This is a genomic window from Myroides sp. C6-3, assembly GCF_050522425.1.
Taxonomy (GTDB): Bacteria; Bacteroidota; Bacteroidia; order Flavobacteriales; family Flavobacteriaceae; genus Flavobacterium.
This window is the reverse complement of sequence record NZ_JBMVQP010000022.1, coordinates 17,659-29,891: the sequence shown is the minus strand read 5'-3', so window position 1 is coordinate 29,891 and position 12,233 is coordinate 17,659. Positions and strand designations below refer to the sequence as shown.

Here is a 12,233-nt window from a genome sequence, read left to right as displayed (position 1 = left end):
CTTACTATGTGTTTTTATTGTACAACAAATGTAGATAAAACCACAGAAAAACAATATCACTACTTTTAGTGAATGTAAGTTTTTTAGGAGGCAAAATAAAAAAAGTCTTTGTAGTTGATACAAAGACTTTTGGATTTATTTTTAGTTGTTTAGTTACTAAGCTAGGGATTCTTTTTTCTTAAAAATGAGTCGGCTATTCATTAAAAAGATAGCGCTTAGAATGAGTAGAATTCCTGCCCATTGAATTAAAACAACTTGCTCTTGTAACACCATAAAGGCAACAGTAACGGAGACAGGTAATTCAATTGAAGCAACAATACTTCCCAGTCCAACTCCCGTATGAGGGAACCCCATATTTAAGAAGATCGGAGGGAGAATCGTACCAAAAAGGGATAATAGCAATCCCCAAGAGTAGAAAATACTCCAATCAAAATCGCGAATTCCTGCTGTATTGTCTGTAAATAGCTGATAAAAAGACAGCATAGTGTCAGAATTGTTAGGGCCTATTTGCGTAATGAAACAAAAAATAAGCACAATCGTTGTAGCTCCACAAAGCATGAATAGACTTCGTTTTGGCGCAGCAAGGTGATTGGCTACTACGTTAGAAGCAAACATAGTTGTAGCAAAAGAACAAGAAGCGAGAAAACCGAAAATAACGCCTCTGTAATCCAATTCAATTTCATTGGCTAATACATTCGTTGCTAATACCGTTCCAAATAAAATAAGGGCGACAGCGATTACTTTGAGTAGACTTGGAAATTGTTTGGTTACTACACTTTCAATGACAACCCCAATCCACACCGATTGCATCAATAACACAACCGCAATAGAAGCGTCAATATAACTCACCGCCATGTAGTATAACACAGAAGTGAACCCCATGGAAGTTCCTGCCAAGATTAGATTTCGGATATCTTTTTTGCTAGCAACTGCTTCTGTAGCTTGTTTTTTGCGCAACAGATTGATGATAAACATACCGATTAACCCTAATAACACTTGAGATAGCGTTACCTCTGCAGTTGTATAACCGTGAGAATACGCCAGTTTTACAAAGGAAGCCAACATACCAAAGCTAGAGGCTCCAATGGCTACTAGAAATACACCTTTTATCAAATTTTGTTCTTTCATTGCTCCAATTTTAACGGCGCAAAGGTAGGTATTATTTTTTTGGAGGTATAGGACAAATGTCTATCTAGGAGAAAAGAAAAAGGTTCATATCCGATTGGGATATGAACCTTAGTATAAAAAAATTAGGTATTACAGTTTTTCAAAATTTCTCTTCACGAAAGCTGTAAGTTCTTCTCCTTTCAACAATCCTTGCGATAATTTCGCTAAATCTAAGGCTTGACTGAAAGCAGCTGTACGTTCCGCTTCATTGGTATTGTTTAAGATCTTAGAAGCAAATTCAGCGTTGGTGTTCACTACTAAATTATACATCTCTGGGAAATTACCCATACCAAACATTCCGCCACCACCTGATTGACTCATCTCTTTCATACGACGCATGAACTCTGGTTGCGTTAAAATTAAAGGAGCGTCTTGGCTATCCATTGACTCTAGTTTTACCGTGTATTTTTCTTTTGGTACCACTTGTTCAATAAACGATTGTAACGTTGTTTGCTCTTCTTCAGATAATTTAGAAATTGAGTTTTCCTCTTTCTTAATCAAGTTATTGATGTGATCCGAATCCACACGTGCAAATGTCATTTTTTCATTCTCACTCTCTAATTTTTGAATTAAGTGTGACACAATTGGAGAGTCAAGGACGATCACTTGGTATCCTTTTTCTTTTGCAGCACTGATATAGCTGTGTTGCGCATCTTTATTTGACGTGTATAAAACAACGAGGTTACCGTCTTTGTCAGTTTGTAAATCCTTTGTTGCTTCTTTTAGTTCTTCTATTGTATAATAAGTATTGTCTGTTGTAGGGTATAGCATAAAAGCCCCTGCTTTTTCAGCAAATTTTTCCTCTGACAACATTCCATACTCCAATACCACCTTAATATCGTTCCACTTGCTTTCGAAATCAGCGCGGTTTTCGTTGAATAAAGATTTTAATTTGTCCGCCACCTTACGTGTGATGTAGTTGGAAATTTTCTTTACGTTACCATCCGCTTGTAAGTAAGAACGAGATACGTTTAATGGAATATCTGGCGAATCAATCACCCCTTTCAACATCGTTAAGAAGTCTGGAACAATCCCTTCTACGTTATCCGTTACGAATACTTGATTTTGATACAATTGAATTTTGTCTTTTTGCATTTGCATATCCGCACTCAATTTAGGGAAATACAAGATTCCCGTTAAATTAAACGGATAGTCCACATTCAGGTGAATGTGAAATAAAGGCTCTTCAAATTGCATTGGATATAACTCGCGGTAGAAGTTTTTGTAGTCTTCATCCGTTAAGTCTGCTGGTTGTTTGGTCCAAGCTGGATTAGGGTTGTTGATGATGGTGTCTACTTCTACTTTGTCATCACCTTCACCTTCTTCATGGGTTCCAAATTTAATTGGCACCGGCATGAATTTATTGTATTTTGTTAAAAGCTCACGAATCTTGTATTCTTCTAAGAAGTCAAGCGAATCTTCAGCAATATGCAAAATGATTTCCGTACCTCTATCTTGTTTGTCTGCCTCTTCTAAAGTGTATTCTGGGCTTCCATCACAGGTCCAGTGTGCAGCTGCTGCTTCTTTAAAAGATTTGGTGATGATCTCCACCTTATCTGCTACCATAAAGGCAGAATAGAATCCTAAACCAAAATGGCCAATGATTCCCGTGTCTTTCGCACTGTCTTTGTATTTTTCTAAAAACTCCTCTGCGCCAGAGAACGCTACTTGGTTGATGTATTTCTCAACCTCTTCTTTGGTCATCCCCAATCCTTGGTCGATGATGTGCAGTTTTTTATTGTCTTTGTCAATTTTAACCTCAATAATAGGATTGCCATATTCTACATTAGCTTCCCCTATACTTGTTAGGTGTTTTAGTTTTAATGTAGCATCAGTTGCATTTGAAACTAACTCTCTTAAGAATATCTCGTGATCACTATACAAAAACTTTTTAATCAAAGGAAAGATATTCTCTACAGTAACATTAATTTTTCCAGATGTCATATTTATTATGGTATTATTATTTTTAATATTTTTATACGAAATAGGAATAGGCAAAAAAGATACCAACTCAAAAATAGATGTCAATTTGTCATTTGACGCTTTTTTGGACACTAAAATCTGATTATACCTAGAAAGTTTGTATTATTGTATAAAATAGAGAAATTATTATGAAAAAGTTAATTTTATTAAGTTTTATAGGTTTAGCATTAGTTTCTTGTAAACCGACGATGGATAAACAGTCGCAGTACGGAATTAAAGGAGATTGGACATTAGCAAATGTATCCCACATTGGAGGTGAGTTTGTAAAAGTTACTTCTTTTAATATTGCTGATGCACATTGTTTTAAAGGCAGTCAGTGGAAATTTGTTTCAAACAATAATACTGGCGTAGTTAGTTTAATGGGCGGAAATTCGTGCCCGATGTTTGAAAGTAACTTTAAGTGGTTTGTAAATCCGAATGGCGAATTTGAATTTAAGTTCATTGATGCAGGATTAAAAGCGAAGAATGTTACGACAGGATATAAGATGAAAGTTAAGAATCAAACTGCTACGAGTTTTGATTTGATCGATAACTTTTATATAGATGGACAAGGATATGATGTGACATATCACTTTGTTAAGAATTAAGAAACAACAAGAAGGTAATATTATGAAAAAAACAACTACAACCCTATTAGCAGGAGCTTTGCTTGTGGGGTCTTTATCGCTGACAAGCTGTGATTCTGTCAAAAATGCGAATAATACACAAAAAGGAGCAACGATTGGTGCTGCTGGTGGAGCAATTATCGGAGGAATATTAGGTAATAATATCGGAAAAGGGGGTAATAGTGCTTTAGGAGCTGTATTAGGAGGTGTTATTGGTGGAGCTGCAGGAGGTGTTATTGGAAACAATATGGACAAGCAAGCTCGTCAAATTGAACAAACTGTTCCAGGTGCTCAAGTTGAGCGTGTAGGAGAGGGAATCAAATTAACGTTAGGAGAAAGTTCAGTTAACTTTAACTTGAATCAGGCTACTTTGACAGATAAAGCAAAGCAAAACTTAGATAAACTGATCGTGGTTTTTAAAGAAAATCCAGATACAAACATCAGTATTTTTGGTTATACAGACAATACAGGTAGAGAAGAGTACAACTTAAAATTATCACGTCAACGTGCGAATGCAGTAAAAACGTATTTGATGCAAAACGGTGTTTCTAACAAGCGTTTAGCTACGGAAGGAATGGGAATTGCAGATCCTGTTGCTAGTAATGATACAGAAGCAGGAAGAGCTAAAAACCGCCGTGTAGAATTTGCAATTAAAGCAAACGAACAAATGATTATCGATGCGCAAAACGAAGCAGCTACGATGTAATCTAAATAGAAAAAGGGAGCCTTTTGGCTCCCTTTTTTAGTTACAGTCTATGCAGTGTAAGTTGAAATCATCTCGCATTTCATACCAGTGTGCTCCTGGTTTTATATTGGTTTGAAGTTGTAAAAACAAGTAGGGTTTTAACGTGTCATCTATCCATATCTTTTTCCCTATAGGTAAATACACCGTGAAAAAAGGATCGAGTTTTAATTGCTCTTCCGTGATCTGAATGGTGTATTGGGTGTCGTTTTCTGTCGCTTTTAAAACGTCTTTGTATTCCACTCCTGTATTGCCGAATTTTCCATAGGCAAGGTCTTGATAAGAAGGAACAATCTCAATTTTGTTGTGGTACTCATCAGACGGTTGTAGCGTATCTACCAATTGTAATACGAGCTCTTTATCCGTTGTAAATAAAGTAGAATCATCCGGTGCTTGTTGTAACTGATCTTTAGAGGAATACGTGATGGTATAGCCAAATCCATTTGTCTTGGACGTCTTGGTAAATCCTCCCGTTTCTCCATTGGTAATCATAATGGGAAAAACGATCAAGCTTCCAATCCACAAAACAAATATGGTGATCGTTGTAATCCAAATGTATTTCATGTTGGTATAGAGTAATTTTAACGCCAATAACAACAAAACAATGAAAGGTAAGAACGTTATCAAACTGATACAGATATGCAAAATCCAACGAGGGATAGTAGGGTCAATAATATCAGCTGGAAGATCCAATTCTCGCATGACAACACTTGTGTTGACAATGATCATTAGATTGACAAAAAAACTGACAAGCATACCAATTACGGCTACCACGATAAAGCCAATGCCCAGGATATAACGAATAACTTTAGTGCCTTGGTTTGTTGCTCTTTGTGTTTGATTTTTGAACTTTTCGTAATCGATATTGTTTATCTTATTGGTCGTATAGTCAACCCCTTCTCTAATTTTGCGCTCGATGGTTTCAATGTTGACCGGTTCTCCCATCATATCCAGTTTTTCACTAGCTGTTTTGGCGCTGGGAATGATAATCCACAAGACAAAATAAAGTAAGATTCCCGTTCCGTAGAAGAAAACTAAAAAGATAAAGATGAGGCGAACCCAAATCGTGTCAATCTTAAAGTAATGAGCTAAACCTGCCAAAACACCACCTAATATACGATTGTCCGTATCTCGAAATAACTTTTTTTCACGGTAATACGCCTGTTCACTCTGCTGATGGAGCGTGTCATCATCTATTGAATAATCCTCTGGACGCCCCATAATCTGAATTACTTCATCTACGTCATCTGAGGTGATTGATTACCTGTTTATTCGCTGTTATTTTAGAGTTGAATATTTCTGCAATACGCAATTCAATATCCTGAACAACTTCATCTTGTTCTTCAATGGCAATAGATCTGCGAACCGCTTTGATATATTGCTCTAATCGTTGGTAGGCCTGCTCTTCAATGTGAAAAACTAAACCACCGATATTTATTGTTAACGTTCTATTCATTGTCTTGGTTTTTTGTGGTTATTTCTTGAACGGCATGGGATAACTCTTCCCAAGTTTCTGCTAGTTCAGTTAAAAAAGCCTCGCCTTTTGCTGTTAGTTTGTAATACTTTCTCGGAGGACCAGCATTGGATTCCTCCCATCTATAGGTTAACAAATCTCCATTTTTGAGTCTTGTTAACAAAGGGTATACCGTACCTTCTACCACTAAAAGTTTTACTTTTTTAAGTTCCTCTAATATTTCAGAGGTATAATAATCGCGTTCTTTTAGAATGGATAGAATACAGAACTCTAAGATACCTTTGCGCATTTGAGCTTTTGTATTTTCACTATTCATAGGTTCAATGATTTATCTTATGCAAAGATATGGTTAAAGGAATGTACTATGTATTGCAAAGTACTTATAATTAACTTTATTTTAACATTTGTGTTTTTTTTCATAACGTGTAATTGTAGTGGTAATGCTTTTGTTTACAGTCTTTTGTTTTGTTTTTACGGGAAATGAAATTGTAGGTAATTAAAAAAGGAAGCACCTATAAAATAGGAGAGAGCAGCGGTGATATTTTAATTTTGGAACTGTTCAATAGTATAATTTTGTATATTTAGGCTAAAATAAATTAGGAGTATCATGGAATTTTCAGTTTCATCAATTAATAAGTTTTTATTCTTTAAGTTGCCGTCTGCTTATTGGACGGGTGTGCGATTAAAAGCAATTTCTGACACACAGGCAACAACAACGGTTCGACATAAATGGGTGAATCAGAACCCTTTTCGATCGATGTATTTTGCAGTGCAAGCTATGGCTGCAGAATTATCTACTGGCGCATTAGTGATGAAGAAAATAAATGAAAGCGGTCAGCGTATTTCAATGCTTGTTGCCCAGAATAATTCCGTTTTTGTTAAAAAAGCGACAGGAAAGATTGTCTTTACTTGTACGGAAGGTCATCTAGTGGACGAAGCGATTCAAAAGGCGATTGACACGCAGGAAGGGGTAACTATTTGGATGAAATCGGTTGGGATTGATGAAAAGGGAGATGAAGTGTCTACCTTTAATTTTGAGTGGACGTTAAAAGTGCGAACAAAGAGATAAAGTAAAAGTAGCGTTATGAGAGTTTTAGTTACAGGAGCGACAGGATTGGTGGGAAAGGAGTTGTTGAAACAAGTGCAAGCAAAAGGCATTGAGGTTGCGTTCTTAACTACGTCAAAAGATAAATTACACGATTTACCTGGGTGTTATGGATATTATTGGAATCCTAAAAAGGGAGAGATTGACTCTAATTGCCTTACAGCGGTAGAGGTGATTATTCATTTAGCTGGTAGCTCGATAGACGGATCTTGGTCTAGGGAGGGGAAGCAGCTAATTATCAATAGCCGTGTAGAGGCATCTCGTACGTTACATCAATTGTTGAGTACACATACACACGAAGTCAGGCAAATTATTTGTGCCTCAGCTGTAGGTATTTACGATACGATAGCACAGGTTCAAACAGAAGAACAGTATACACCTGCAACGAATTTCTTGGGAAAAGTAGTGCAACAATGGGAGGGAGAGAACAGGTGTTTTGAAACTTTAGGGTTATCGGTCTCTATCTTGCGCATAGGTTTGGTTCTCGCGCGTCAAGGAGGGGCTTTACCGAAAATGGAACAAATGGCGAAATTGTACGTGGCCTCACCGCTCGGAACAGGACATCAATTCTATTCTTGGATTCACTTGAACGACTTAGTTCGTCTTTTTCTATTTGTACTAGACAATCGCCTAGCGGGAGTTTTTAACGCTGTTTCGCCTGAACCTGAAACAAATAAAGCGTTTACTCAAGCGCTTTGTCGTGCTTTAAATCGACCAATGTTCTTGCCCGCTGTACCCACTTGGATATTGCAACTAGTTTTGGGTGAAAAAGCCATGCTAGTAACTAAAGGTCAACGAATTAGTTGTACTAAAATACTTGCCTTAGATTTTAATTTTCACTTTCCTACATTGAAGAAAGCCTTTGCTGAGTTGTATAAAGGCTAAATATGTTTGTTGTTTGAGCATCTCACCTTCTCACTTAATGCGAAAATCTGCCATTATGACATAAATAAACAGTTGGCAAAGGATTTGATTATAAGGATAGCAATATAAAACTAGAGTACACGTATGGAAAATAAAGATATAAACAAGGAAGAGGTGGATGTAAACACAGAAAATACACAAGAAACTGAAGCGACTGAAGCGACTGAAGCAACTACAACATCAGTTGAAGAGACATTAAACGCAAAGATAGCAGAAGAGAAAGACAAATATTTGCGTTTATTCGCTGAGTTTGAAAATTATAAACGCCGTACATCAAAAGAGCGTTTGGAGTTGTTTAAAACAGCCAACGAGGAGGTTTTATCAGCGATGCTTCCTGTTTTGGACGATTTTGGTCGTGCTTTATCGGAGTTGGAGAAACAGGGTGAGAGTGATCACCTAACGGGGGTACGTTTAATTTCGACTAAATTAGTGGATATTTTGGCAGCAAAGGGATTAGAAGAGGTTGTCATTCAAAATGGCGATGCCTTTGATGCAGATTTGTCTGAAGCAATTACACAGATTCCCGCTGGAGATGAGCTAAAAGGAAAAGTAGTTGATGTTGTTGAAAAAGGATATAAACTAGGGGATAAAATTATTCGTTTTCCTAAAGTTGTTATTGGTCAATAAACTAGTGTTGAGATCAATTTATTAATAGAAACTCAGAATCCAAATGAAGAAAGATTATTACGAAATATTAGGTATCGATAAAGGAGCAGATGCAGCTGCCATTAAAAAGGCATACCGAAAAAAAGCGATTGAATTTCACCCAGACAAGAATCCAGGTGATAAAGAAGCAGAAGAAAAATTTAAGGAAGCTGCGGAGGCTTATGAAGTATTAAGTGATCCGGATAAAAAGGCCCGTTACGATCAGTACGGACATGCTGCATTCGAAGGTGGAGGTGGATTTGGCGGTGGTCATATGAACATGGATGATATCTTCAGTCAATTCGGAGATATTTTCGGAAGTGCTTTCGGCGGAGGTGGTTTTGGAGGCTTTGGCGGTTTTGGCGGAGGTGGTCAACGCAGAGCTAAAGGAACAAGCTTGCGCATAAAAGTAAAATTAACGCTAGAGGATATCGCCAATGGTGTTGAAAAGAAAGTAAAAGTAAAACGCAAGACCAAAGCGGCGGGTGTTACCTATAAAACATGTGCTACTTGTAACGGCTCAGGACAGGTGACAAAAGTTGCCAATACAGTGTTTGGACGTATGCAAACGGCGTCTCCGTGTCATACTTGTCAAGGTACAGGACAAATGATTGACCAAAAACCAACAGGTTCGGATTCGGAAGGAATGATCTTACAAGAAGAAACCGTTTCGATCAAAATTCCAGCGGGAGTTGCAGAAGGTATGCAGCTCAAAGTAGCAGGAAAAGGTAATGAAGCACCTGGAAATAACAGTGTACCAGGTGATTTGTTGGTTGTAATTGAAGAATTAGAACACGAAACGCTAAAAAGAGAAGGAGATAACTTACATTACGATCTTTATATTAGTTTCTCAGAAGCTGCTTTAGGTGGTAATAAAGAAATTTATACGGTAACAGGAAATGTGCGCATTAAATTAGAAGAAGGAATCCAATCTGGAAAAATTCTCAGATTGAGAGGAAAGGGATTGCCGCATTTAAACAGTTACGGCAGTGGTGATTTACTCGTGCATGTCAACGTTTGGACACCGAAAAAGTTGACAAAAGAACAAAAAGAATTTTTCGAAAAAATGGAGGAAGATGGTAACTTTAAACCAGCTCCTGGCAAGGGAGATAAATCTTTTTTCGAAAAAGTCAAAGAAATGTTTTCATAATTAGAAAAGAAGTCATACATTTGATGCACACTTATTAAACAGTGGATTTTCTTTTTCATAGCAATTTTTCCCAACCTTATAGTAATATAAGGTTGGGTTTTTTTATGCCTATTTGTAATCAAAATATACCTTCTACTTCGCAAGTTGAAATAAAAGAATTATTTTTACAAGAAATATAAAAGATCGATTGATGCAACCTATCTTAGAAGTTAAGAATGTAGAAAAAAGATATTCTGATAAAATAGCTTTAAACAATGTTTCCCTAACCATCCCAAAAGGAGCTGTATATGGTCTACTAGGACCAAATGGCGCAGGAAAAACATCGCTAATTCGAATTATAAATCAAATTACTTATCCGGATCAAGGCCAAATTATCTTAGATGGACAACCTTTGAGTCCTCATCATATTAAAGATATTGGCTATATGCCTGAAGAACGCGGATTGTATAAAACGATGAAAGTGGGAGAACAAGCGTTATATCTCGCACAGTTGAAAGGATTGAGCAAAGCAGAAGCCAAAGAACAACTGGATTACTGGTTTGATAAATTGGATATCAAAGGCTGGTGGGATAAGAAAATTCAAGAACTCTCTAAGGGAATGGCACAGAAAATACAGTTTGTTGTGACTGTATTACACAAACCCAAATTGTTGATCTTCGATGAACCTTTTTCTGGTTTTGATCCAGTTAATGCGAATATTATCAAGGATGAAATTCTCGAACTCAAAGAAAAAGGAGCTACGATTATCTTTTCAACACACCGAATGGAAAGTGTTGAGGAAATGTGTGATTATATTGCTTTAATCCACAAATCAAATAAGTTAATCGAAGGTCGATTAGTAGATGTAAAACGAGATTTTCGCACTAATTTGTATCAAGTAGGAATCCTATCAAGCGATGTTCATCGCTTGATGTTTGAACTATCTCAAAAATTTAGTGTACAACCAACGTCGTTTAAATCGCTAAACGATGAGTTACAATTAGAGGTTGATCTTGGAAGTGCAATGCCCAACGAGTTGTTGCATATTTTATCAAACAATGGACAAGTCACACATTTTGTCGAGAAACTACCAACGGCAAATGATATTTTTATTCAAACAGTAAGCAAATAGGTATGAGTATTTTAAAACTAATTATAAAAAGAGAGTTTATCTCCAAAGTTCGCAATAAGGCATTTATTGTTATGACTTTCTTGGCTCCTCTTTTCTTTGCGGCTGTTGCTGTACTTATTGGCTATTTGAGTACAATGAAGTCGACGACTAAAGTTATTGCGATTCACGATGAAAGTGGATTATTCAAAGGCGATTTCGATAATTCTGACGAATATGAGTATAAGAATTTATCTGAAATTCCTATTGACGTATTAAAAAATAACGTCTTAGAGGAAAAATACGATGGCTTGTTATACATTGCCAAGCAAGAGCAAGTTAGTGCTTATGAAAAGGGAGTGTACTATATTTCGAATGAGAGCCCAGGTATTGCCTTTATTAGTAAAATAGAATCAACGATTGAAAATAAAGTTTCTAGTTTGAGTTTAATTGAAAAGGGAATTGATCCTTTGATAATCAAAGAAAACCAGGCTAATGTAAGTTTGCACTTAGAAAAAGCTTCAGGAGAACAAACCGTACGCGGATTAAATGAAATTAAAATCTTCATTGGATCTATATTCGGATACTGTATTATGATGTTCATTATCATTTATGGCAATATGGTGATGCGTTCTGTAATAGAGGAAAAAACAAATCGAATTATTGAGGTTATTGTATCTTCAGTGAAACCTTTCCAATTGATGATGGGGAAAATTATCGGAACTTCTATGGCTGGATTATTACAATTTTTAATTTGGGGAGTTATCGGTGGAATACTGCTATTCGTTGCAACTTCTGTGTTTGGATTAAGTGCTGGAGTAGCTCAAGTTGAGGTTGCTCAAATGCCAACCACTATGCCAAGCACAATGATGACTGACGTTCAAAATTATATGGCAGAAGTATTGAGTTTACCTTTGCTGTCATGGTTTGTGTATTTTATCATTTTCTTTATCGGAGGTTATTTCCTTTATAGTTCACTCTATGCTGCTATTGGTGCAGCAGTGGATAATGAAACAGATACACAACAATTTGTTTTTCCTGTTCTTTTACCCCTAATGTTAGGTGTGTATATTGGATTCTTTACCGTAATTAAAGATCCTCATGGTACAGTGGCTACTGTATTTTCTATGATTCCCTTTACTTCACCAGTGGTGATGTTAATGAGAATTCCGTTTGGTGTTCCAATTTGGGAGGTGATTTTATCTATCGTATTGTTGTTTGCTACTTTTATCTTAACCGTGTGGTTTGCAGCAAAAATATATCGAATAGGGATCCTAATGTATGGAAAACGCCCTTCGTGGAAAGAATTGTATAAATGGTTGAAATATTAATCCTATCCTGCTAAAAAAAA

13 protein-coding genes are annotated in these 12,233 nt (G+C 36.5%); 8 read left to right on the top strand and 5 right to left on the bottom strand.

What is annotated here, in order from left to right; translation table 11 throughout:
• Positions 1 to 156: 156 nt before the first annotated feature.
• Together ACPDG9_RS10375 and htpG are read right to left on the bottom strand one after the other, a co-directional pair.
• Entirely contained in the window at positions 157 to 1,128 is a 972-nt protein-coding gene (locus ACPDG9_RS10375) for an EamA family transporter (RefSeq protein WP_430527689.1), read from the bottom strand.
• Positions 1,129 to 1,257: 129 nt separating this feature from the next.
• On the bottom strand, positions 1,258 to 3,111 hold the full coding sequence (htpG, locus tag ACPDG9_RS10370; RefSeq protein WP_430527688.1) for a molecular chaperone HtpG: 1,854 nt from the start codon (positions 3,109 to 3,111) through the stop codon (positions 1,258 to 1,260).
• A 227-nt stretch (positions 3,112 to 3,338) separates the two neighbouring features.
• Here htpG and ACPDG9_RS10365 point away from each other — a divergent pair, with 227 nt between their 5' ends.
• Positions 3,339 to 3,737, top strand: a complete 399-nt coding sequence (locus ACPDG9_RS10365) for a hypothetical protein (protein WP_430527687.1) — start codon at positions 3,339 to 3,341, stop codon at positions 3,735 to 3,737.
• 22 nt (positions 3,738 to 3,759) lie between these two features.
• Positions 3,760 to 4,461, top strand: coding sequence for an OmpA family protein (locus ACPDG9_RS10360; protein WP_430527686.1), 702 nt, complete (start codon positions 3,760 to 3,762; stop codon positions 4,459 to 4,461).
• Between the two features lie 36 nt (positions 4,462 to 4,497).
• On the opposite strand, the gene ACPDG9_RS10355 is transcribed toward ACPDG9_RS10360, so the two are convergent.
• The 3 genes from ACPDG9_RS10355 to ACPDG9_RS10345 are packed head-to-tail and all read right to left on the bottom strand — an operon-like array spanning position 4,498 to position 6,287.
• A complete protein-coding gene (locus ACPDG9_RS10355; protein ID WP_430527685.1) occupies positions 4,498 to 5,718 on the bottom strand; it encodes a PspC domain-containing protein in 1,221 nt (406 codons plus the stop codon).
• A gap of 22 nt (positions 5,719 to 5,740) precedes the next feature.
• Positions 5,741 to 5,953, bottom strand: coding sequence for a hypothetical protein (locus ACPDG9_RS10350; protein ID WP_430527684.1), 213 nt, complete (start codon positions 5,951 to 5,953; stop codon positions 5,741 to 5,743).
• A complete protein-coding gene (locus ACPDG9_RS10345) occupies positions 5,946 to 6,287 on the bottom strand; it encodes a PadR family transcriptional regulator (protein ID WP_430527683.1) in 342 nt (113 codons plus the stop codon). The genes ACPDG9_RS10350 and ACPDG9_RS10345 overlap by 8 nt, the downstream gene beginning before the upstream one ends.
• Before the next feature lie 291 nt (positions 6,288 to 6,578).
• Between ACPDG9_RS10345 and ACPDG9_RS10340 the strand changes: the two genes are divergently transcribed.
• From ACPDG9_RS10340 to ACPDG9_RS10315, 6 genes are all read left to right on the top strand, one after another.
• A complete protein-coding gene (locus ACPDG9_RS10340; protein ID WP_430527682.1) occupies positions 6,579 to 7,040 on the top strand; it encodes a DUF4442 domain-containing protein in 462 nt (153 codons plus the stop codon).
• Between the two features lie 15 nt (positions 7,041 to 7,055).
• Positions 7,056 to 7,961 carry a TIGR01777 family oxidoreductase gene (locus tag ACPDG9_RS10335; protein ID WP_430527681.1) on the top strand — a complete coding sequence of 302 codons (906 nt, stop codon included), beginning with the start codon at positions 7,056 to 7,058 and terminating at the stop codon, positions 7,959 to 7,961.
• Positions 7,962 to 8,084: 123 nt separating this feature from the next.
• Positions 8,085 to 8,627, top strand: a complete 543-nt coding sequence (locus ACPDG9_RS10330; RefSeq protein WP_430527680.1) for a nucleotide exchange factor GrpE — start codon at positions 8,085 to 8,087, stop codon at positions 8,625 to 8,627.
• Positions 8,628 to 8,670: 43 nt separating this feature from the next.
• A complete protein-coding gene (dnaJ, locus tag ACPDG9_RS10325) occupies positions 8,671 to 9,795 on the top strand; it encodes a molecular chaperone DnaJ (protein WP_430527679.1) in 1,125 nt (374 codons plus the stop codon).
• Positions 9,796 to 9,985: 190 nt separating this feature from the next.
• Positions 9,986 to 10,906, top strand: a complete 921-nt coding sequence (locus ACPDG9_RS10320) for an ABC transporter ATP-binding protein (protein ID WP_430527678.1) — start codon at positions 9,986 to 9,988, stop codon at positions 10,904 to 10,906.
• Positions 10,907 to 10,908: 2 nt separating this feature from the next.
• Positions 10,909 to 12,213, top strand: a complete 1,305-nt coding sequence (locus ACPDG9_RS10315) for an ABC transporter permease (RefSeq protein ID WP_430527677.1) — start codon at positions 10,909 to 10,911, stop codon at positions 12,211 to 12,213.
• Positions 12,214 to 12,233: the final 20 nt, after the last annotated feature.

Coding starts and splice junctions, on each gene's coding strand:
- ACPDG9_RS10330 (WP_430527680.1), top strand. CDS start 8,085: ATGGAAAATAAAGATATAAACAAGGAAGAGGTGGATGTAAACACAGAA.
- htpG (WP_430527688.1), bottom strand. CDS start 3,111: ATGACATCTGGAAAAATTAATGTTACTGTAGAGAATATCTTTCCTTTG.
- ACPDG9_RS10375 (WP_430527689.1), bottom strand. CDS start 1,128: ATGAAAGAACAAAATTTGATAAAAGGTGTATTTCTAGTAGCCATTGGA.
- ACPDG9_RS10350 (WP_430527684.1), bottom strand. CDS start 5,953: ATGAATAGAACGTTAACAATAAATATCGGTGGTTTAGTTTTTCACATT.
- ACPDG9_RS10340 (WP_430527682.1), top strand. CDS start 6,579: ATGGAATTTTCAGTTTCATCAATTAATAAGTTTTTATTCTTTAAGTTG.
- dnaJ (WP_430527679.1), top strand. CDS start 8,671: ATGAAGAAAGATTATTACGAAATATTAGGTATCGATAAAGGAGCAGAT.
- ACPDG9_RS10335 (WP_430527681.1), top strand. CDS start 7,056: ATGAGAGTTTTAGTTACAGGAGCGACAGGATTGGTGGGAAAGGAGTTG.
- ACPDG9_RS10355 (WP_430527685.1), bottom strand. CDS start 5,718: ATGGGGCGTCCAGAGGATTATTCAATAGATGATGACACGCTCCATCAG.
- ACPDG9_RS10345 (WP_430527683.1), bottom strand. CDS start 6,287: ATGAATAGTGAAAATACAAAAGCTCAAATGCGCAAAGGTATCTTAGAG.
- ACPDG9_RS10365 (WP_430527687.1), top strand. CDS start 3,339: ATGGATAAACAGTCGCAGTACGGAATTAAAGGAGATTGGACATTAGCA.
- ACPDG9_RS10320 (WP_430527678.1), top strand. CDS start 9,986: ATGCAACCTATCTTAGAAGTTAAGAATGTAGAAAAAAGATATTCTGAT.
- ACPDG9_RS10315 (WP_430527677.1), top strand. CDS start 10,909: ATGAGTATTTTAAAACTAATTATAAAAAGAGAGTTTATCTCCAAAGTT.
- ACPDG9_RS10360 (WP_430527686.1), top strand. CDS start 3,760: ATGAAAAAAACAACTACAACCCTATTAGCAGGAGCTTTGCTTGTGGGG.